The sequence below is a fragment of the Limosilactobacillus equigenerosi DSM 18793 = JCM 14505 genome (genome assembly GCF_001311375.1).
Taxonomy (GTDB): Bacteria; Bacillota; Bacilli; order Lactobacillales; family Lactobacillaceae; genus Limosilactobacillus; species Limosilactobacillus equigenerosi.
The window spans coordinates 56,658-78,024 of the sequence record NZ_BBAS01000001.1 but is presented as its reverse complement, the minus strand read 5'-3'; the positions used below and the strand labels follow the sequence as shown (position 1 = coordinate 78,024).

Below are 21,367 nucleotides of genomic sequence, written 5' to 3'. Positions count from 1 at the left end.
AATGGAGGTATTGTAATGGCAATTTTAGTAGCAGGGGGAGCCGGTTATATCGGTTCACACATGGTTAAGCGGTTAGTGGAAGCCGGCGAAGATGTGGTCGTCGCTGACAACTTATCAACGGGACACAAGAAGGCAATCAATCCAGGGGCGAAGTTTTACTACGGTGATATTCGCGATCGGGCCTTTTTAGACCGGATTTTTGTCAATGAAGACATTACGGCGGTAGTGCACTTTGCGGCCTTTTCAATCGTGCCAGAATCAATGAAGGAACCATTAAAGTACTTTGACAACAACACCAGCGGAATGGTGACGTTATTAGAAGCAATGCACGACTTTGGCGTTAAGTACATCGTCTTCTCATCAACGGCCGCTACTTACGGCACGCCAGAAACGATGCCAATTAAGGAAACGGATCCACAAAAGCCAATTAATCCATATGGGTTATCGAAGTTAATGATGGAACAAATGATGGCCTGGGCTGATCAAGCCTACGGGATTAAATTTGTCGCCTTACGGTACTTTAACGTGGCTGGGGCGGCGCCAGATGGCACGATTGGGGAAGACCATGGTCCGGAAACGCACTTGGTCCCAATTATTATGCAAGTTGCCCAAGGTAAGCGCGATGAATTGAGTATCTTTGGGGACGATTACAATACGCCGGATGGGACGAATGTCCGGGATTACGTGCATGTCATGGACTTAGCGGATGCGCACATTTTAGCCGTGAAGTACTTAAAGGCTGGTAACCCAAGTAACGCATTTAATCTTGGCTCATCAACTGGTTTCTCGAATAAGGAAATGTTAGAAGCGGCCCGCGAAGTGACGGGCAAGCCAATCCCAGCGAAGATTGCGCACGGCGCCCTGGGGACCCAGATTCATTAGTGGCAGCTAGTGATAAGGCGCGGGAAGTCTTAGGTTGGCAACCCCAATATGATGATGTACATGACATTATTGCTACGGCATGGAACTGGCATGAAAGTCATCCCAAGGGTTACGATGACCGGAACTAAGGTCGTGAATTAAATAGTTAAAAATTAAACCGACGGAGACAGTGTGCTCGGTCGGTTTCGTTGTTATATGGTATGATTATTAACGGGAATAAGAAAGGATGACGAGTATGAAAATTTTGGCGATTGATACTTCTAATCAACCGATGAATATTGCCTTAGTTGAAGATGAACAACTCTTGGCGCAAACAACGTTAAAAATGGTAAAAAAACCATAGTGTCTACGTGTTACCAGTGATGGATACCTTGATGCAACAAGTAAACTGGGAACCGCAAGATTTAGATCGGGTGGTCGTGGCCGCCGGACCAGGATCATATACGGGGGTACGGATTGCGGTCACGACGGCGAAAACCTTAGCGGCGACATTAAAAATTGAATTAGTAGTCGTGTCGAGTTTAGCGGTGTTGGCTCGGAATGTACCGGCCATCACGGAGGCCGTGATAGTCCCATTTTTTTGATGCCCGCCGGGGGACCGCGTTTGTCGGGCGGTATCAATGGCAAGGGGATCAATTAACGTCTTTGGTTGCTGATCACCATGTTGAATTGCAACAAGAAATTGCAGCTTTGGGTGAATTAGCCCAACCAGTTTGGTTAGTCGGAGAAGTAACCCCGAAGTTAGCGCCAGTGCTGGCGGACTTACCAGCCAATGTTCACTTGCTGGGTGCAGTTTGGGCCACGCCGAACCCATATCAAGTCGCGCTAGCCGGACAAGGTGAAGCGCCCGTAGCCGATATTGATGCGGTGGTGCCGCGTTATTTACGGCAAACGGAAGCGGAAATGAATTGGTATCATGACCATCCGGATGCCGATCCATTAGCGAATGATTATGTTAAAAAAAGTTTAAACGGTGGTGGCAGCAAACGCCACTCCAATCAACGACATTGCAATGGTGGATTGGCGACCAGTTGATTACGATGCGTCCAAGTGTGGTTAACGATATTGTTGCGTTCGAAGTGATTGAACAACAATTATATGCTACCCCACCGTGGGGCGGTGCCGGCTTTCGGGCCTATTTTCAAAGTCGGCATCACCATTGGTTTACCCTTACTACGGATCAAGCTGTGATTGGGTATGTGGGAGTGGCCGTTAATCAGCATCAACGGGATATGCATCTTACGAATATCGGGATTGCCCCGTCTTATCAAGGGATGGGGATTGGAACGCGTTGTATTCATGAATTGCAACAGCTAGCCCGACAAGCCAAATTATTAACGATGAGTTAGAAGTGAAGCGTGATAATGAGCGCGCCATTAGCTTATATCAAACTTTAAAATTTGATTTATTACGGGTACGGCGCCATTATTATCAAGATGATGGGGCGGATGCCTGGGAGATGGTGGCAAAGTTAGCACCGAATTGAGGATGAAGCATGGCAGAAAAAAACAATTATTTTAGCATTTGAATCGAGTTGTGATGAGACAAGTGTGGCCGTAATTGAAGATGGGACGAAGATTTTAAGTAATATCGTTGCCACCCAAATTGCGAGTCACCAACGCTTTGGAGGGGTCGTGCCTGAAGTGGCGAGTCGGCATCATATTGAACAAATTACGAGTTGTATTGAGGATGCCCTAACCACGGCTGGGGTAACGTATGATGAGCTAACGGCGGTGGCGGTGACATATGGTCCAGGACTGGTCGGATCGTTGTTAATTGGGTTAATGGCCGCCAAAACCGTCGCTTGGGCCCACCACTTACCATTAATCCCGGTTAATCATATGACGGGGCATATTTATGCGGCCCGCTTTGCTGGTGAATTTAATTATCCGCAAATGGCCTTATTAGTGTCTGGTGGCCATACTGAATTAGTTTATATGCCGGCGCCGCACGAATACCAAATTATTGGGGAAACCCGTGATGATGCGGCCGGGGAAGCCTACGATAAAATTGGTCGCGTGATGGGGATTGCCTATCCAGCGGGGAAAGCCGTTGACGAATTAGCCGCGCAAGGACAAGATGTCTTTAACTTCCCACGGGCGATGGAGAATGAAGATAATTTTGACTTCAGTTTTAGTGGGTTAAAAAGTGCCTTTATTAATACGGTCCACAACGCTGATCAACGGGGCGAAACGCTGAATCGGGCTGATTTAGCAGCCAGTTTCCAACAAAGTGTCGTCGATGTATTAGTGCATAAAACCATGCGGGCGTTGGCCCAATATCCAGTGAAACAATTGGTCTTAGCTGGTGGGGTGGCTGCCAACCGGGGGCTCCGGACGGCGCTTACGGAACAGTTAGCCACGCAACAACCCGAAGTTAATTTATTATTAGCGCCATTAAAATTATGTGGTGACAACGCCGCCATGATTGGGGCCGCGGGATACATTAATTATCAATTTGGTGACCGGGCGGCGTGGGATTTAAATGCCCAACCAGGCTTGTCATTATAGGGATTAAAACTGACTGCTGGAAGCAATCTAGCTGGTCAGTTTTTATTTTTGTCGAAAAATAGTTTGACATTCAAAATAACCCTGATATATACTAGCTGAGTCGAATATTTTGATATTCGAAATAAATTTGAAAGTAGGTGCTCACTAGTGGCAATTATGTCAGCCCAGGAAATCATGGATTTGATTCCGAACCGGTATCCAATTTGCTACATCGATTATGTCGATGAAATGGTGCCGGATGAAAGTATTGTGGCCACGAAGAATGTAACGATTAACGAATCGTTTTTCCGCGGTCATTTTCCGGGAAATCCCGTGATGCCCGGGGTCTTAATTATTGAAACGCTGGCCCAAGCAGCTTCAATTTTGATTTTGAAGTCCCCTGCCTTTTATAAAAAGACGGCGTACTTAGGAGCGGTGAAGAATGCCAAGTTCCGCGGGATGGTTAAACCTGGGGATGTGATGAAATTACACATCGAAATGTTAAAAGTGCGCGCGCGGATGGGAATTGTGAATGCCGTTGCTACCGTCGACGGCAAAAAAAGTTTGTAGTGCCGAATTGACATTTGTAGTTGCTGAACGGACTGAAAAGATTTAGTCACCAGTAGGTTAGTTAGAAAGGTGAAGGACAATGAGTAAATCAGCAAATCGAGAAATAGCCCGATCTTTATCCCGGGTGAATGATTTAATTTTACGTTGGGAAGAACAAGAGTTAAAACGAAGCCGGTTTAGCGATTTGACCATCACTGAAATGCATACCATCTCGGTGATTAGCATGTATGAATCCCCCACCGCATCGGAATTAGCTCAGAAACTAGGGGTGGCCCCGGGAACGGCAACCGCAACAATTAATCGGTTGTGCCGGAAAGGTTATGCAGAGCGACAAGTTGATAGCCGTGATCGCCGGGTCATTCGGATTAAATTAACGCGGCGGGGCCGGTTAATTTTCCGGATTCAACAAGCGTATCATGATCGGATGGCCAATAGTTTCTTAAAAGATATCGATGATCAATATTTAGGAGCAGTTCAACAAAGTTTAAACAACTTAGAAGAATTCCTGAATGATAATCTGAGTAAGTAAGGAGACGGCAGGTGGAAGATTTAAAGTTAGTCGCGACCGCTCGGGAAATTCCAGCTAAAGTGGTGACCAATGATGATTTAAGTCGCATCATGGAGACCTCGGATGAATGGATTAAATCACGAACGGGGATTGAACAACGGCATCTTAGCGAAACGCAAAACACCTCAGACCTCGCAATTAGCGTCGGGAGAAAATTGTTAGCGCAAAGTGGCTGGTCGGCGGCGAGCCTGGACTTAATTGTCGTCGCAACCATGTCACCGGATGCTTATACGCCAGCTACGGCGGCCACAGTTCAAGGCGCCTTAGGGGCAACTAATGCCGTGGCGTTTGATCTCTCGGCGGCTTGTTCTGGGTTTGTGTATGCGTGGCAAGTGGTGAATGCGATGGCTAAAGGTAGCCAGCTCAAGCGCATCATGGTGATTGGGAGTGAAGTCTTATCAAAATTAATTGATTGGACTGATCGCCGGACGGCCGTGTTGTTTGGCGATGGCGCGGCGGGGGTGTTATTGGAAAAACAATCCACAACGGCGCCATTTATGTTAGGTCAACATTGGGCCACTTTTGGTGGGGCCGTTGAACAGTTAAATGCTGGCTTAACCGCTCCCCAACCAATGGGGGGGCCGGTCACGTCAATTAAGCCGTTTGCGATGGATGGCCGCGCGGTGTATAAATTTGCCACCCATGAAGTGCCAACTTCGATTACCGCAGCCGCCATGGAGGCTGGCATTACCGTTGATCAAATCGATCATTTCTTGTTACATCAAGCCAATGCGCGGATTATCAAGCAAGTCGCGAAACGGTTAGATCAACCAATGGATAAATTTCCCATTAATATTAATCGGTATGGGAATACCTCCGCAGCTAGTGAGCCAATTTTATTGGATGAATTAGTCCAAGCCGGGGAGCTACAACCCGGTGAAATTGTAGCGTTAAGTGGTTTTGGCGGTGGCTTAACCGTCGGAACGATAATTATTAAATTATAAAAATAAAGAATGAAAGTGAGATTTTAATCATGACGAAGGAAGAAGTATTTGCAAGTGTAAAGGAAGTTGTTGTTGAAGAATTAGACCTTGATGAAGCTAAGGTGACGTTAGACGCCAAGATCAAGGAAGACTTGGACGCGGATAGCTTAGATGTCTTTGAAATCATGAACGAATTAGAAGACAAGTTTGACATCCAATTAGACGTTGATGAAAACGTCCAAACGATTGGTGATGTGGTTGACTTTGTGAAGACCCAAATGGACGAACAAGCTTAAGCCAATGCGATTAGGGATTCTGTTTAGCGGCCAGGGCGCACAGAAACCAGGGATGGGGATTGACCTTTTGGCCGATCCCCTTTTTGAAAAGGTGGTTTCTGCTGCGAGTGCGATTACTGGTCAAGATTTACCAACGATTCTGAAAAGTGAACACGACGAATTAGCCACGACCATCAATGTCCAGCCGGCCCTCGTCACGGTCAGTGTGGGCTTGTTTAAGATGCTCCAACGGGATTTGCCAGACTTGCCAATTACGGCGATGGCCGGTTTGTCATTAGGTGAATATGCAGCGTTAATAGCGAGTGAAGCGGTGAGTTTTGACTCCGGAATGGCGCTGTTAGCGGACCGCGCAAAGTATATGCAAGCGGATGCGGATGCCACGCCTAGTACGATGGCCGCCATTGTTAAACCGGATGTAGCGGCGATTGAACAATTATGTTCAGCTGCCCAAGCCAACGGACATGGAGTGTATGTCGCTAATTACAACTCACCAAGTCAAATTGTTTTAGGTGGGAAATTAGCCGATTTACAATTGGTTGTTGATCAAATTAGTGCGCAAGGCTTAGCTAAGAAGGCGGTCATTTTAAAGGTCAATGGCGCCTTCCATACGCCATTATTTGACACGGCGAAGGCTAAGTTAACGGAGCGGGTGCAAACGGTAACCTTTACCGAACCAAAGTATCCAATGATTAGTAACACGACCAGTCAAGCCCTAAAGCAAGCCGAAATTGCGAGCGTGATGGCCCGTCAATTAGCCGTCCCAACTCACTTTGGGGATGATTTAGCTGTAATGGTCAATGACTACGGGGTGGATACAATTTTAGAAATTGGACCGGGCAAGACGTTATCACAATTTGCCAAGCAAGTTGATCGTTCATTAACGCGGTACCAAATGGAAGATTTAGCAAGTTATCAAGCATTTGTAAAGGAGATCCAAGATGGAACTCAAGGATAAAGTAGTTTTAATTACTGGTAGCTCACGTGGGATTGGTGCGGCAACGGCCCTAGCCTTTGCTAAGGCTGGTAGCAAGGTAATCCTGAATGCTCGGCATGAATTACCCACTGAATTGACTGATCAATTAGATGCCCTCGGGGCCGATTACCAATTTATTGCTGGTGATATGGCGGACCCAGCGGTCGTGGCTGACTTTGCGACGCAAGCCTGGGAAGCTTATGGGCATATTGATGTGTTAGTTAATAACGCGGGAATTACCCGGGATAAGTTACTGGTGGGCATGAAGTTAACTGATTTTGATGCGGTGTTAAATGTTAACTTACGCGGTCCCTTTATGTTAATTCAAGCCTTAATCAAGAAGTTTAATAAGCAACGTTCGGGGAGCATTATTAACTTAGCGAGTGTGGTTGGTTTGCACGGAAATGCTGGGCAAGCTAATTACGCGGCTAGTAAAGGGGGGATTGTCGGATTAACGAAGACGATTGCCCAAGAAGGAGCCTTACGGGGAATTCGGTGTAATGCGATTGCCCCAGGGATGATTAAGAGTGATATGACGGATGTTTTATCCGATAAAGTTAAGGAACAATTATTAACGAAGATTCCATTACGGCGCTTAGGACAAGTCGATGAAGTGGCCCAAGCGGCAGTTTTCTTAGCACAAAATGAATACGTCACTGGCCAAGTAATTGTGGTTGATGGCGGAATGACCATGTAGGAGGTCGAAAAGAATGACACGAGTTGTAATTACCGGAATGGGCGCCATTGCTGCCAACGGGAATGGCTTTGAAAATTTTGTTAACAATACGTTAGCTGGTCAAGTTGGGATTAAGCCGATTACGAAATTTGATGCGACAGAAACCGGCATTACGGTTGCGGGTCAAATTGATGATTTTGATGCGGCGGCTGTTGTCGGTAAAAAAAGAAGCCCGGCGGATGGATTTATACTCTCAATACGCGATTCAAGTGGCGCAAGAGGCCGTGGATATGGCGGGGATTGATGAAACGAATACGAATCCAGAAGACCTTGGGGTGATTTTTGGTTCCGGGATTGGTGGCTTAACCACCATTCAAGACCAAATTATTAAAATGCACGAAAAAGGTCCGCGGCGGGTATCACCATTCTTTGTGCCCATGGCCATTTCGAATATGGCGGCCGGCAATATTTCAATCCGCTTTAACGCCCAAAACATGGTGACGTCTGTGGTGACAGCTTGTGCAACGGCGACGAACGCGATTGGCGATGCTTTCCGCTTTATTAAAGAAGGGCATGCTCAAGTAATGATTGCTGGTGGTTCTGAAGCTTCAGTTAATGAAATCGGGATTGCGGGTTTTGCAGCCTTAACGGCATTGTCAACGAGTACGGGTCCTAAGCGTGCTTCAATGCCATTTGACCAAGATCGCAATGGGTTTGTCCTTGGTGAAGGTGGGGCCGCAATGGTGCTAGAAAGTTTAGACCATGCCAAGCCGGGGCGCTAAGATTCTGGGTGAAATTGTTGGTTATGGAGCAACGGCGGATGCATACCACATTACGTCACCTGATCCCGAAGGAAAAGGGGCTGCCCGGGCCATGCAACAAGCGATTAAAGAAGCCGGGATTACCCCAGCGGACGTGTCTTACATCAATGCGCACGGGACGGCCACGCATGCTAATGATAGTGGGGAAGCTAAGTCAATTAACTTAGTTTTTGGTCAAGATAGTGATGTCTTGGTAAGTAGTACGAAAGGGATGACGGGCCACTTACTTGGTGGTGCCGGGGCGGTCGAAGCCGTGATTACGGTCGCAGCTTTAGCCCAAGGTAAGTTACCAATGAACGTTGGGTGTGAAGTGCAAGACCCTGAGTGTCAAGTTAACCTAGTTACGCCAGCGAACCAAGACCAACCAACGGCTGAATACGCCTTAAGTGATTCCTTAGGATTTGGGGGCCACAACGCGGTCCTCGCCTTCCGGAAATGGAGTGATGAACGTGAAGCTTAAAGAGATTGAATCCTTAATGGCGAACTTTGAAAGTTCCCAAATGCGGGAAATGAAGCTCGATGATGGCGACTTTCATTTGTATTTAAATAAAAATGAAATGGTGGCAGCGCCAGTTACCACTGCCCCGGTGGCGAGTGCCCCGACAGTAGAGCCGGTGGCCCCAAGCGAATCAGCGCCTAAGGCAAGTGGCAAGCAAGTGAAGTCACCATTAGTAGGGACGGTTTACTTACAACCAAAACCAGATGCGGATGCGTATGTTAGTGTTGGTAGCCATGTTGCGGCCGGCGATGTCGTCTGCATTGTCGAAGCGATGAAGATGATGACTGAAGTTAAGAGTGATGTAACGGGAACGGTGACGGCGATTAACGTTAGCGACGGTGAATTAGTGGAAGTTGAACAACCTTTAGTTACAATTGCGGAGGATTAAGATGAGCGAACCAGTGTTAGATGTAAGTGGAATACAAAAGATTTTACCCCACCGGTTTCCAATGTTATTAATTGACCGAGTGGATGAATTAGAACCTGGTCAACGGGCGGTGGCAACCCGGAATGTAACGATTAATGAAAGTGTCTTCCAAGGACATTTCCCAGATAATCCAGTTTTACCCGGGGCGTTGATCGTAGAATCATTGGCCCAAACTGGGGCGGTAGCATTATTATCCCAACCCGAATTTAAAGGACAAACGGCCTATTTTGGTGGGATTAAGTCAGCGCAATTCCGGAAGGTAGTTCGACCTGGCGATGTGATGAAATTAGAAGTGACGTTAGATAAAGTTAAGCGCAATATTGGTTCGGGAACTGGGATTGCGTGGGTGGATGGCAAGAAAGCCTGCACCGCTGAATTAACGTTCTTTATTGGATAGGAGAGATTTCAATGTTTGGAAAAGTACTCGTTGCCAATCGTGGTGAAATTGCGGTGCGGATTATTCGCTCCTTGCGGGAATTAGGAATCCAATCAGTGGCGATTTATTCAACGGCGGACCGGGAAAGCTTACACGTGCAATTGGCTGATCAAGCCGTTTGTGTTGGTGGGGCTCGTCCGCAAGATTCATATTTAAACATGAATAATATTTTAGCGGCCGCGGTGGGAACGGGGGCCGAAGCGATTCACCCCGGCTTTGGATTTTTATCCGAAAATGCCGAATTTGCGGAAATGTGCGAAGATTTAGGAATTAAATTTATTGGCCCCAAGCCAAGTACGATTGACCAAATGGGGAACAAAGAACATGCCCGGGAACAAATGATTAAGGGGCAAGTTCCGGTCATTCCAGGGAGTGACGGGTATGTCAAAACGGCGGACCAAGCCCTTGAAATTGCTGAAAAAAATTGGCTATCCAGTGCTGTTAAAAGCCACTTCTGGTGGGGGTGGTAAAGGGATTCGCCGGATTGATACGGCGGATCAATTAGCGCGGTCATTTGCTGAAGCGCAAAGTGAAGCCCGCGTGTCCTTTAATGATGACCGGATGTACTTAGAAAAAATCATGGAAAATGTTAAGCATATTGAAGTACAAGTTTTCCGGGATGACTTTGGCAATGCGGTCTACTTCCCAGAACGGGATTGTTCATTGCAACGTAATAAGCAAAAGGTGATTGAAGAAAGTCCGTGTGCCTTGATTACAGCGAGTGAACGGGCGGAATTGGGAGCGATTGCCTTGCGGGCGATTGAAACAATTGATTATCGCAATACTGGGACGTTGGAATTTTTAATGGATCAAGCACATCATTTCTACTTCATGGAAATGAACACGCGGATTCAAGTGGAACATACGGTGACGGAAATGGTCACTGGGATCGATCTAGTAAAAGCGCAAGTGATGGTGGCCAGTGGCGAACCACTGCCCTTTAGTCAAACTGATATTCAATTAAATGGGCATGCGATTGAATGTCGGATTAATGCCGAAGACCCGCGCCGTGATTTTATGCTCAACGGGGGAAATTAGTTACTTATACTTACCAGTTGGTAATTTAGGGATGCGGATTGATACAGACCTGTACCCTGGTTCTAAAGTTACCCCATACTATGACTCAATGATTGCCAAAGTGATTGCGCAAGGGAAAACGCGCAATGAAACAATTGAAAAATTGAAGCGGTTAATCAATGAAATGGTAATTTTAGGGGTGACAACGAACCAAAAATTCCATTTAGCAATTTTAAATGATCCCGTCTTTTTAACGGGGCAGCTTACCACTAATTATTTAGAAACCGAATTTTTACCACGGTGGAAAGGAGCCGGTCAAAGTGAAGTTATATCGGAATAACAATACCTTAAGTGAACGGCATGATAAAGCGGATCCGCAAGCCGTCGATAAAGTTCCGGATGGATTGTGGAAAAAAATGCCCGAAGTGTCAACGAGCCATCTTTACTAAGCAACTCGATCAATATATGACTTGTCCCAGCTGTGATTATGGGTTCCGGATAAGTGCTAGTGACCGTTTAGGGTGGTTAGTTGACGATTTTAAACCGTTTGATACCGAGCTAGTAAGTCAAGATCCATTGAATTTTCCGGGTTATCAGGCTAAATTGGCACGGCTTCGGCAAGTAACGGGGTTAAATGACTCGGTGGCAACGGGGTTAGCGACGATTGACGATGTTCAATTTAATTTAGGAATTATGGATCCAACCTTTATTATGGGGTCACTCGGGACGATTACTGGGGAAAAGATTACCCGGTTGTTTGAAGATGCGACGGCCAATCGTCGGGCAGTCGTATTATTTACGGCCTCTGGTGGCGCGCGGATGCAAGAAGGGATTATGTCCTTAATGCAGATGGCGAAAGTTTCGAATGCGATTGCCAAGCATAGTCAAGCTGGCTTGTTGTACATTGTGGTCTTGACGGATCCAACGACAGGTGGAGTAACGGCTAGTTTTGCGATGCAAGGGGACATTATTTTAGCCGAACCGCATGCACTAGTTGGCTTTGCCGGGCGGCGGGTGATTGAACAAACGATGCATGAAAAAAAATTGCGGATGATTTGCAAGCCGCCGAAAATGTGTTGGCTCACGGCTTTATTGATCAGATTGTGAAACGCCCGGCTGAAAAGCAAACCTTGAAATGGTTAATTCAAACGGGAGGTGCGCGTCATGTGTAATTTAACGGCAGCCGAAATAGTGAAAGCCGCCCGGAGTGAAGATAAAATTACGGGGCTGGAAATGATTCAAGCGATTTTCCCGGACTTCTTTGAATTGCACGGCGATCGGGTTGGTCATGATGATCCTGCGATTGTGGGTGGTTTAGCAACGTTGAACGGGCAAGCGGTCACGGTGATTACGACCGATCGTGGTGAAAGTATTAGTGAGCGGGTTGCCAAGCACTTTGGGAGTCCCGAACCAGGTGGTTACCGCAAAGCGCTGCGGTTAGCCGAAAACGCGGCCAAATTTAAGCGGCCGGTGATTATGTTGGTTAATACGGCAGGGGCCTTTCCGGGAACCTCAGCGGAAGAAGGCGGACAAGGGCAAGCGATTGCGGAAAACTTATTGAAACTGAGTCAACTACCAACGCCAATTATCACCATTATTTATGGTGAAGGGGGCAGCGGGGGGGCGCTGGCCTTAGCGTGTGGCGATCAGGTGTGGATGCTGGAAAACAGTACTTATTCAGTCTTGTCCCCAGAAGGGTTTGCGTCAATTTTATGGAAAGATAGTTCCCGGGCCGATGACGCCGCCGAAGTGATGAAGATGACGCCGCAAGCTTTGTTAGCCCAAGGCGTCATCGAAGGGGTTATTCCGGAAAGTAGTGATCATAATGTCACTATTGAAAATGTAAAGACAGTGTTAGTGCGGGAGTTAGCTAACTTACAAGCTCTTGATGAAACGACGATGTTAAATCAACGGCAAGCACGATATCGGAAATTTTAGAAAGTGGAGAGAACATGAACGGATTATTAACAGGTAAAAAAATTGTAGTGATGGGAGTCGCCAATAAGCGCTCAATTGCGTGGGGATGTGCACAAGTGATGGAGCAACAAGGGGCCGAAATTATTTATACGTATAATCGGGACCGAACGTTAAAGAGCTTGCGGAAAATCATTGACGACGACAACCGGTTAATTCAATGTGATGCCACGGACGAAACGAGTATCGAAGCAGCCTTTGCCACGATTTTTACGCGGTTTGGGAAGGTTGACGGAATTGTGCACTCAATTGCCTTTGCGAACAGTGAAGATTTAAATGGTGAAATTATGAGTGTCACGAAGGATGGTTACGATTTAGCGCAATCAACGTCGCTTACTCATTAATTGCCGTTAGTCGCCAAGGACAAAAGATTTTACAACCCAAGGCTAGCATTGTGGCGATGAGTTACATGGGGGCAACGCGGGCAATCCCTAACTATAACGTGATGGGCGTGGCCAAAGCAGCCTTAGAAGCCAACGTGCGCTATTTAGCCCGGGATATGGGAAAATATGGGGTTCGGGTGAACGCCTTATCAGCCGGGGCGATTAAGACCTTGGCCGTGAGTGGGGTTGGTGGTTACAAAGACCTCTTAGCTGAATCCCAACGCCGGACGGTTGATGGTGAAAATGTGACCCAAGCGGAAGTTGGGGGCGCTTGTGCGTTCTTGATGAGTGATTTATCAACCGGGGTTACGGGGGACATCATTTACGTTGATAAAGGGGTCCACTTAATTTAGGGCTCAAATTAGCTAAAAAAAAGCGACCGAATTGACGGTCGCTTTTTCAAAAATAGTTCGTCAACCAAAAGTAATAATTCGTTGACGAACTCGGGGGATATAATATGAAACAACAAATTAATGAATTAACGCGGGCGGCCTTAATGTTAGCCGTCTTATTAGGGATGGCTTGGTTGCCCCCAGTCCCAATTGGGATTATTCCGGTTCCAATTGTGGTGCAAAATTTAGCGGTCATGTTAATGGGCTGGTTATTACCTTGGCGCAAAACAGCGTGGTGATGGGGAGTTTTTTCTTATTGGCCGCCCTAGGGTTACCGGTTTTACCTGGTGGTCGTGGTGGCTTGAGTATTTTGTTATCCCCCAGTGGGGCGTACTTGCTGTGGTGGTTGGTTGGTCCATTGCTAGTTAGTTGGTGGTGCCAATTTTATGGACTTCCGCAACGCAATTGGCAATTATTGCTAGTGACGTGGCTGAGTACTGTCGTGTTAATTGATCTTGGTGGTGCGGTGGTACTAAGTTTGGTTTTTCGCGTACCATGGATAGCCAGTTTGAGTTCGAGTTTGGTATTCTTAGTTGGTGATACGATGAAGGCAATTGTTGCGACGGCGATGGTAGTAGCGTTAAAGCGGACGCGGGTGATGAAATGGACTTAAAAGCACAAATTTTAGAACGGCTGATTAAGGCCGGGGATTGGGTGCGAGGCCCCCAATTAGCGACGGAATTGCAAGTCACCCGGGCTGGCGTTGCCCGAGCAATTCAACAGTTAAAAGCAACGGGGACTACGATTGCGAGCCACCCCAAATTAGGCTATCGCTTTGAACGGACAACGCAATTGAATGCTGCCTTGATTCAAGCTGGTTTGGCAACGGACTGGCAATTAGAAGTCTGGGAGACGCTGGGTTCGACCCAAGATCGCGCGCGTCAATTAGCTAGTGCCGCAGTGAAGGACTTGATAGCCGTGATTGCCAATCATCAAACCGCGGGCTATGGCCGGCGGGGCCGGGAATTTTATTCGCCCGCGCAAACGGGGGTGTATTTAAGCATTGTCAGTCCACTGCCCGTAGATTGGACCCCCGACGCCGCTGGGTTCTTAACGGGGGCCGTGGCGGTGATGGTCAGTGAAGAAATCCAACGCTTGGTGCCAAGCGAAAAAATCGAGATTAAGTGGGTCAATGATTTGTATTTACATAATCGTAAAGTGGCGGGGATTTTAACGGAAGGCTGGCAAGCGCTTGATACGCCACAACCACCTAAAGTGATTGTAGGGATTGGGATTAATTTAAATCCGAGTGAGTGGCCGGTTGAAATTGCGGACCGGGCGACGGGGATTACGACCCAAACCGTTGATCGGAATCAATTGGTACAACGACTGTTAAAGCGCTGGCCGACGGTGTTAACGACTTATCGTGATGAGCGGTGGCTCACGGCGTATCGGCACCGGCAATGGCTAATTGGAAAACAAGTGACCTTACAATATGGCCAGCAATTAGTAACTGGAACGGTGCAAGGAATTGGTGATCAATATGCCTTACAAGTAGCTACCCAGACGGGCGTGAAAGCTTACGGGGCCGGAGAAGTGGTCAAGGTTAAGCTTACAAACTAAAAAGTCGGACTTGCAATGGATGCAGGTCCGACTTTTTTTTAAACGTTAATTTTCTTGATCAAAGGTTTCTAATTCTTCGGCGGCGCTGGCCCAAGCGAGTTCGACTTCTTCAAGTTGGGCTTGGGTGGCGTCTAAATCTTTTTGCAAATCAGTTAGCTTGCCAATATCCGCGGCTAATTCCGGTCGGTTCATCTCGGCCTGAATTTCGTTGACCTTGGTTTCGAGGCCTTCCATTTGTTGTTCGATGTCATCGACTTGGCGTTGAATTTTCCGTCGTGCCCGTTGCACTTCTTTGGATTGTTGATAAGCCTGTTGTTGATTACTTGGCGCTTTTTGACTGTTAGTAGTTGGGGTATCACTAGCAGTTGGGGCCGTGGCGGCTAAGTAATCATCGTAATTGCCGGGGTAAACGGTGGCGTGATCAGGGTTGACGGCTAAGATATGAGTGGCCACTTGATTAATGAAGTACCGGTCATGGGAAACAAACAAGACGGTACCATCAAATTCATTAATCGCGGTTTCTAAGACTTCCCGACTGTCAATATCCAAGTGGTTGGTCGGTTCATCAAGGATTAAGTAATTCATCGGGTTAAAGGAAAGTTTGGTTAATTCTAACCGTGCTTTTTGCCCCCCGCTTAAGTCTTTGACGAGTTTAAAGACATCCTCACCGGTGAACAAGAAACTCCCTAATAAGGTTCGAATTTCGGTTTCGTCGATTTCTGGATGTTCATCCCAGACCTCATCAAGGACCGTTTTATCCGGGTGGAGCTGTTGTTGCTCTTGGTCGTAGTACCCAATTTGTAAGTTAGCGCCGAGTTTAATGGTCCCGGTAATCGGTGGTAATTGGCCTAAAATAGTTTTTAATAGGGTCGATTTCCCAATTCCGTTGGGCCCGATGATGCCGAGCCGTTGCCCTTGGCGTTCTTCAAAACTAAAGGGACCGGCGACGGTCATTTCATCATAACCAATTTTTAAATCCGTCACGGTTAAGACTTCATTCCCGCTTGGATATTCACTATGGAAGCTGAAGTGGATCGATTGGTCATCGGTCATTGGCCGGTCCATCTTTTCCATTTTATCGAGTTGTTTCCGCCGGGCTTGGGCCCGTTTGGTGGTCGAAGCCCGGACCAAATTCCGGTTAACGAAGTCTTCTAACTTGGCAATTTCTTTTTGTTGTTGATCATAGTGTTTCATTTCACTAGCTAACCATTGCGCTTTATGATTAACGAATTGGGAATAATTCCCGGTGTAGTGACGTAAGGTACCTTGGTCTAAGTCATAGACTTTGGTGACAATCCGGTCTAAGAAGTACCGGTCGTGGGAAACGACGAGTAAGGCGCCGGGATAGCCTTTTAAGTAGTCTTCTAACCAACTTAATACGTCCATATCCAAGTGGTTCGTCGGTTCATCCAAAATTAATAAGTCCGGCTGTTGTAATAAGATTTTGGAGAGGGCCAACTTAGTTTTTTTGCCCTCCTGATAGGGCGGTGATGGGTTGGTCATCCATTTCGGGGCCAAAGCCGAAGCCGGTTAACATACCGCGGAGCTTGGAGTTAATTTCAAACCCACCGCGGGCTTGAAAATCATGTTGGGCGCGGTCATATTGCTTCGAAATTAGGTCGTAATCCGGCGTGCCGGGGGTGAGTTGCGCTAATTGGTGTTCGAAAGTATGGATTTGGGTTTCTAAAGTATGTAAATCAGCGAAGACGCTATCAAGTTCGGCCCAAATTGAGTGTTGGCTATCAAGGCCTTGGTCTTGGGCGAGGTAGCCAATGGAGAGATTCTTGCTGGTTGAAATCGTCCCTTCATCGGGGGTGGTAATCCCAGCAATCATTTTTAACAACGTCGTCTTTCCGGCTCCATTCCGGCCAACTAGGGCAATCCGATCGTGTTCATTAACTTGGAGATTGATTTTGTGAAATAAAACGTCGGCTCCAAAGCGACGTAATACATTTTGCGTTTGTAAAAGTAACATACTAGCCTCGTTTATTTAATAGGTTAAATTTGTCTCGGTATGATTTTATCATATAAAGGGCAAAAGCAATAATAGAACCGATTTACTATGAAAAACATTTCACAAACTCGCTAAAACTTGGTATGATGATACCAGACTAAAAATGGGAGATCCAAGAAACATGGCAGAACGGAAAATTCCCCGGGCCACAGCAAAGCGGTTACCGGTATATTATCGTTATTTAAATATTTTGTTAAACGCCAACAAGCGGCGAGTATCATCAACTGAATTATCCGAGGCTGTTCAAGTGGATTCGGCAACCATCCGACGTGACTTTTCATATTTTGGTGAGTTAGGGAAGCGTGGTTATGGATATGATGTTGAAAAATTACTCGAATTCTTTAAAGGGGTGCTGAATCAAGATCAATTGACGAGCATTGCTTTAGTTGGGGTCGGGAACATTGGTCGGGCGTTGATGAATTACAACTTCCACCAAAATACCAACTTACGGATTAGTTGTGCTTTTGATCCCAAGCCTGAATTGGCAAATACGATTCAAAGTGGGATTCCGGTTTATCCGGTGGCCGATATGAAGCAACAAATCAAGGATCAACGCCTTGATGCCGTAATTTTAACGGTGCCTGGCGATCAAGCCCAAGCCGTGACGGATGAGTTAGTTTCGGTTGGGATCCGGGGAATTTTGAACTTTACGCCGGTCCGGTTATCGGTTCCGAAGGGTGTACAAGTGCAAAACATTGATTTAACGAATGAATTACAAACCTTGATTTACTTTATTGAAAGTACCCAAAATCAAGCTTAACAACGCAACGGTACCGGGCGGTAAAATCCGCTTGGTACCGTTGTTTTACGTTGGATAAATTGGGGTTTCATGATAAAATATTAGAGATTGAAGATTTTGTGATAATAATCAGTTTATTAATTATAAAATCACATTGAAGGAGAAAGGATTACACATGGTGAACGTACTGAAAAAGTGGGTCGAAAGTGACCGCCGTGAATTGCGGCGGATTTCACGATTAGCCAAATGCGTTGAAGCATTAGCCGATGAAATGGCCGCTTTAACGGATGAAGAATTACAAGCAAAAACGCCGGCCTTAAAAGCGGAATTAGCCGCCGGAAAAACGTTAGATGATATTTTACCCGAAGCCTTTGCGGTAGCGCGAGAAGGGGCGAAGCGGGTCTTGGGATTATACCCATTCCACGTCCAAATCATGGGGGGGATTGTGCTCCATGGTGGGAACATTGCGGAAATGAAAACCGGGGAAGGGAAGACGTTAACAGCCACGATGCCGGTTTACTTAAATGCTCTCGCCGGTCGGGGAGTTCACGTGATTACCGTTAACGAATACTTATCCGAACGGGATGCGGCCGAAATGGGCCAACTTTATAACTGGTTGGGTCTTTCGGTTGGGGTCAACGGGGCCGAAAAGACGCCGGATGAAAAGCGAGAAGCCTACCAAAAGGATATTTTATATTCCACCAACAGTGAAATTGGGTTTGATTACTTACGGGATAACATGGCCGTTTATCAAGAAGATCAAGTCCAACGGGGCCTTAACTTTGCGATTATCGACGAAGTAGACTCCATCTTGATTGACGAAGCCCGGACGCCATTGATTATTTCGGGTCCCGGTACTGGCACGTCACAGTTGTATCACCAAGCCGATCGCTTAGTGAAGCAATTAAAAGAAGACGATGATTACACGATTGATCTTGAATCTAAGACGGTGGCGTTGACGGATGAAGGGATTAAGAAGGCCGAACAATATTTCAACTTAGACAACTTGTATGATATTGATAACACGGCCTTAACGCACCACTTGGACCAAGCCTTGCGCGCTAATTACATTATGTTAATTGACCGTGATTACGTGGTTCGCGATGGCGAAGTCTTAATCGTGGATTCATTTACCGGACGGGTGATGGATGGTCGGCGGTTCTCTGATGGGTTGCACCAAGCAATCGAAGCCAAGGAAAACGTTGAAATCCAAGAAGAAAACAAGACGATGGCCAACATCACGTACCAAAACTTATTCCGGATGTACAACAAGTTATCGGGGATGACTGGGACGGCGCGGACGGAAATGGAAGAATTCCGGGAAATCTACAACATGGACACGATTTCCATTCCAACGAACCGACCAATTGCGCGGAAAGATGAACCTGACATCTTATACCCAACGTTAGAAAGTAAGTTCCATGCCGTCGTGCGCAAGATCGTCGAACTCCACGCGAAGGGCCAACCAATCTTAGTCGGGACCGTCGCTGTCGAAACGTCAGAATACTTATCGCACTTGTTAGATGAACAAAACATTCCACACGTCGTCTTAAACGCCAAGAACCATGCTAAGGAAGCTGAAATCGTGAAGAACGCGGGGCAAGTTGGTGCCGTTACGATTGCGACTAACATGGCCGGACGGGGAACTGACATTAAGTTAGGACCCGGCGTACGTGAATTAGGCGGGTTAGCCGTGCTCGGGACCGAACGGCATGAAAGTCGCCGGATTGATAACCAACTCCGGGGCCGGTCGGGTCGGCAAGGGGATCCTGGTTTATCCCAATTCTATCTTTCATTAGAAGATGATTTGATGAAACGCTTTGGGGGGGACCGGATTAAGGCCTTCTTGGAACGGATGCAAGTTGACCCTGATGACGAAGATGTGGTTATCAAGAGTCGCTTCTTAACCCGTCAAGTTGAATCAGCTCAAAAGCGGGTCGAAGGGAACAACTATGACTCCCGGAAGAATGTCTTGCAATACGATGACGTGATGCGGGAACAACGGGAAATCATTTATGGTGAACGGCAACAAGTGATTACGGAAACGGAATCCTTAGATGACGTCTTAATGCCAATGATTGAACGGACCGTTCGGCGGGCAATCGATCAACACACGTTAGGTTCCCAAAAAGAATGGGAATTAGACAAGATTGTTGAATTTGCAACTGAAGTGATTGCTAAACCAGATCAAATTAGTGTGGCTGATTTAACGGGCAAGTCAGCTGATAAGATGTACGACTTTATTATGAACTTGGCTCACCAAGGGGTCGAAGAAAAACGCGACCAACTTTATGACGCGAGCCAAATGTTGGAATTTGAAAAAGTTGTTATTTTACGGGTTGTTGATTCACGGTGGACGGAACACATCGATGCCATGGATCAATTCCGGCAATCAGTTGGACTTCGGGGTTACGGTCAACGGAACCCATTGGTTGAATACCAAATGGCCGGTTATCAAATGTTTGAACAAATGATCACGGATATTGAATACGAAGTAACGCGACTCTTTATGAAGTCCGAAATTCGCCAAAACGTGACACGATAAACCACGAAGAACGGGACTGGCGAGTAGCAGCCCCGTTTTTTTGTCGAAAAAAAGGAAGTAAAAATGGAATTAAGCGAAATTAAAAAAACAAATAGAAGCGCTCCAAACTGAGGTTGCCAGCTTCGGGAGGTCGCTTTGACCTTGATGCGTTAAACGAGACTATCGCTGAACATGAGCATCAAATGGCACAACCTGGTTTTTGGGACGATAACCAAGCCGCCCAAGGCGTGATTGATGAAACTAACGTCTTAAAGCAACGGCGCGATAATTACTTGTCGTTAGCTAACGGGGTGGCGGAATTAGCAGACTTGCATGAGTTATTAACGCTCGAGGACGATGCCGATTTATTAGCCGAGTTAACCCAAAAACTGCCCCAAGTGCAAGCAGCGGTGGAACAATATCAATTAAATCAATTATTGGATGGTCCGTATGATGATAAAAATGCGATTTTAGAAATCCACCCGGGAGCGGGGGGCACTGAAGCCCAAGACTGGGGCGAAATGCTCTTGCGGATGTACATGCGCTGGGCGGACCAACATGATTTTGTGGTCGAAGTGGCTAATTACGAAGCGGGGGAAGAAGCTGGGGTCAAGAGTGTGACTTTGATTGTGAAAGGCCACAATGCGTACGGTTCTTAGCCCCAGAAAAAGGGGTTCATCGGCTCGTGCGGATTTCGCCATTTGATTCGGCCAATCGCCGTCATACCTCGTTTGCCTCGGTTGATGTGATGCCGGAATTAGATGATAGTATCGAGGTTGATATTAATCCGGCTGATTTACGGATCGATACGTTCCGCTCAAGTGGGGCGGGGGGCCAACATATTAACAAAACCGACTCGGCCATTCGGATTACCCACTTACCAACCGGAATTGTGACGTCTTCACAAGCGGAACGGTCCCAATTGCAAAACCGGGAAACAGCAATGCGGATGTTAAAGTCCAAGTTGTATGAATTAGAACGGGAAAAGCAAGCTCAAGAACGGGCTGAAATTGCCGGCGAACAATTAGATAATGGTTGGGGATCGCAAATTCGGTCGTATGTCTTGCATCCATATTCGTTGATTAAGGATAATCGAACAGGTTATGAAACCCATGATACCCAAGGGGTGTTAGATGGTGATTTAGATGACTTTATTAATGCCTATTTAAAGTGGCGGTTAAGTCAAAAGAATCCCCAATAA

General features: G+C 46.7%; 16 protein-coding genes and 9 pseudogenes. 24 read left to right on the top strand and 1 reads right to left on the bottom strand.

Annotated features, from left to right (window positions below; genetic code table 11):
- Positions 1-15 precede the first annotated feature (15 nt).
- The 21 genes and pseudogenes from galE (at position 16) to JCM14505_RS00295 (ending at position 14,889) form a co-directional block, all read left to right on the top strand.
- Positions 16-1,010 (top strand): annotated as a pseudogene (gene galE, locus JCM14505_RS00385) (UDP-glucose 4-epimerase GalE).
- Between the two features lie 234 nt (positions 1,011-1,244).
- Positions 1,245-1,466 (top strand): tRNA (adenosine(37)-N6)-threonylcarbamoyltransferase complex dimerization subunit type 1 TsaB, encoded by a 222-nt coding sequence (tsaB, locus tag JCM14505_RS10220; protein ID WP_305068849.1) that lies wholly within the window; start codon positions 1,245-1,247, stop codon positions 1,464-1,466.
- A 61-nt stretch (positions 1,467-1,527) separates the two neighbouring features.
- Positions 1,528-1,917, top strand: a complete 390-nt coding sequence (locus JCM14505_RS10215) for a hypothetical protein (RefSeq protein ID WP_305068848.1) — start codon at positions 1,528-1,530, stop codon at positions 1,915-1,917.
- A gap of 5 nt (positions 1,918-1,922) precedes the next feature.
- Positions 1,923-2,231 carry a GNAT family N-acetyltransferase gene (locus tag JCM14505_RS00375; protein ID WP_225352208.1) on the top strand — a complete coding sequence of 103 codons (309 nt, stop codon included), beginning with the start codon at positions 1,923-1,925 and terminating at the stop codon, positions 2,229-2,231.
- Between the two features lie 2 nt (positions 2,232-2,233).
- On the top strand, positions 2,234-2,368 hold the full coding sequence (locus tag JCM14505_RS09835) for a hypothetical protein (RefSeq protein WP_263848917.1): 135 nt from the start codon (positions 2,234-2,236) through the stop codon (positions 2,366-2,368).
- Positions 2,364-3,392, top strand: coding sequence for a tRNA (adenosine(37)-N6)-threonylcarbamoyltransferase complex transferase subunit TsaD (gene tsaD, locus JCM14505_RS00370; RefSeq protein ID WP_054652079.1), 1,029 nt, complete (start codon positions 2,364-2,366; stop codon positions 3,390-3,392). The genes JCM14505_RS09835 and tsaD overlap by 5 nt, the downstream gene beginning before the upstream one ends.
- A gap of 147 nt (positions 3,393-3,539) precedes the next feature.
- Positions 3,540-3,987, top strand: a pseudogene (gene fabZ / locus JCM14505_RS00365) (3-hydroxyacyl-ACP dehydratase FabZ).
- A 33-nt stretch (positions 3,988-4,020) separates the two neighbouring features.
- A complete protein-coding gene (locus JCM14505_RS00360; protein WP_054652077.1) occupies positions 4,021-4,470 on the top strand; it encodes a MarR family winged helix-turn-helix transcriptional regulator in 450 nt (149 codons plus the stop codon).
- An 11-nt stretch (positions 4,471-4,481) separates the two neighbouring features.
- Complete coding sequence (locus JCM14505_RS00355; RefSeq protein WP_054652075.1) at positions 4,482-5,453, top strand: beta-ketoacyl-ACP synthase III; 972 nt, start codon at positions 4,482-4,484, stop codon at positions 5,451-5,453.
- Positions 5,454-5,482: 29 nt separating this feature from the next.
- The gene (locus JCM14505_RS00350) at positions 5,483-5,728 is read left to right on the top strand and encodes an acyl carrier protein (protein ID WP_054652073.1); all 246 of its coding nucleotides are present in this window, start codon (positions 5,483-5,485) and stop codon (positions 5,726-5,728) included.
- A 4-nt stretch (positions 5,729-5,732) separates the two neighbouring features.
- Positions 5,733-6,683 (top strand): ACP S-malonyltransferase, encoded by a 951-nt coding sequence (locus tag JCM14505_RS00345; protein WP_054652071.1) that lies wholly within the window; start codon positions 5,733-5,735, stop codon positions 6,681-6,683.
- Positions 6,667-7,398, top strand: a complete 732-nt coding sequence (locus JCM14505_RS00340) for a 3-oxoacyl-ACP reductase family protein (RefSeq protein WP_054652069.1) — start codon at positions 6,667-6,669, stop codon at positions 7,396-7,398. Before JCM14505_RS00345 ends, JCM14505_RS00340 begins: the two co-directional genes overlap by 17 nt.
- Before the next feature lie 13 nt (positions 7,399-7,411).
- Positions 7,412-8,658: pseudogene (gene fabF, locus JCM14505_RS00335) on the top strand (beta-ketoacyl-ACP synthase II).
- Positions 8,648-9,085 carry an acetyl-CoA carboxylase biotin carboxyl carrier protein gene (accB, locus tag JCM14505_RS00330; RefSeq protein WP_054652067.1) on the top strand — a complete coding sequence of 146 codons (438 nt, stop codon included), beginning with the start codon at positions 8,648-8,650 and terminating at the stop codon, positions 9,083-9,085. The pseudogene fabF and the gene accB overlap by 11 nt, the downstream one beginning before the upstream one ends.
- 1 nt (position 9,086) lies before the next feature.
- Positions 9,087-9,521: a 3-hydroxyacyl-ACP dehydratase FabZ gene (gene fabZ, locus JCM14505_RS00325; protein WP_054652066.1), complete on the top strand. Its 435-nt coding sequence runs from the start codon at positions 9,087-9,089 to the stop codon at positions 9,519-9,521.
- A gap of 11 nt (positions 9,522-9,532) precedes the next feature.
- Positions 9,533-10,917, top strand: a pseudogene (gene accC, locus JCM14505_RS00320) (acetyl-CoA carboxylase biotin carboxylase subunit).
- Positions 10,898-11,749, top strand: a pseudogene (accD, locus tag JCM14505_RS00315) (acetyl-CoA carboxylase, carboxyltransferase subunit beta). Before accC ends, accD begins: the two co-directional pseudogenes overlap by 20 nt.
- On the top strand, positions 11,742-12,515 hold the full coding sequence (gene accA / locus JCM14505_RS00310; protein ID WP_054652064.1) for an acetyl-CoA carboxylase carboxyltransferase subunit alpha: 774 nt from the start codon (positions 11,742-11,744) through the stop codon (positions 12,513-12,515). The pseudogene accD and the gene accA overlap by 8 nt, the downstream one beginning before the upstream one ends.
- A 14-nt stretch (positions 12,516-12,529) precedes the next feature.
- Positions 12,530-13,287 (top strand): annotated as a pseudogene (fabI, locus tag JCM14505_RS00305) (enoyl-ACP reductase FabI).
- A gap of 104 nt (positions 13,288-13,391) precedes the next feature.
- A pseudogene (locus JCM14505_RS00300) lies at positions 13,392-13,939 on the top strand (biotin transporter BioY).
- Positions 13,930-14,889 (top strand): biotin--[acetyl-CoA-carboxylase] ligase, encoded by a 960-nt coding sequence (locus JCM14505_RS00295; RefSeq protein ID WP_054652060.1) that lies wholly within the window; start codon positions 13,930-13,932, stop codon positions 14,887-14,889. Before JCM14505_RS00300 ends, JCM14505_RS00295 begins: the two are co-directional and overlap by 10 nt.
- 45 nt (positions 14,890-14,934) lie before the next feature.
- Here the strand turns inward: JCM14505_RS00295 and JCM14505_RS00290 are convergent.
- Positions 14,935-16,864, bottom strand: a pseudogene (locus JCM14505_RS00290) (ABC-F family ATP-binding cassette domain-containing protein).
- Positions 16,865-17,024: 160 nt separating this feature from the next.
- On the opposite strand from JCM14505_RS00290, the gene JCM14505_RS00285 reads away from it, so the two are divergent.
- From JCM14505_RS00285 to prfB, 3 genes and pseudogenes are all read left to right on the top strand, one after another.
- On the top strand, positions 17,025-17,663 hold the full coding sequence (locus tag JCM14505_RS00285) for a redox-sensing transcriptional repressor Rex (protein ID WP_054652058.1): 639 nt from the start codon (positions 17,025-17,027) through the stop codon (positions 17,661-17,663).
- A 154-nt stretch (positions 17,664-17,817) separates the two neighbouring features.
- Positions 17,818-20,187, top strand: coding sequence for a preprotein translocase subunit SecA (secA, locus tag JCM14505_RS00280; RefSeq protein ID WP_054652056.1), 2,370 nt, complete (start codon positions 17,818-17,820; stop codon positions 20,185-20,187).
- Positions 20,188-20,250: 63 nt separating this feature from the next.
- Positions 20,251-21,367 (top strand): annotated as a pseudogene (prfB, locus tag JCM14505_RS00275) (peptide chain release factor 2).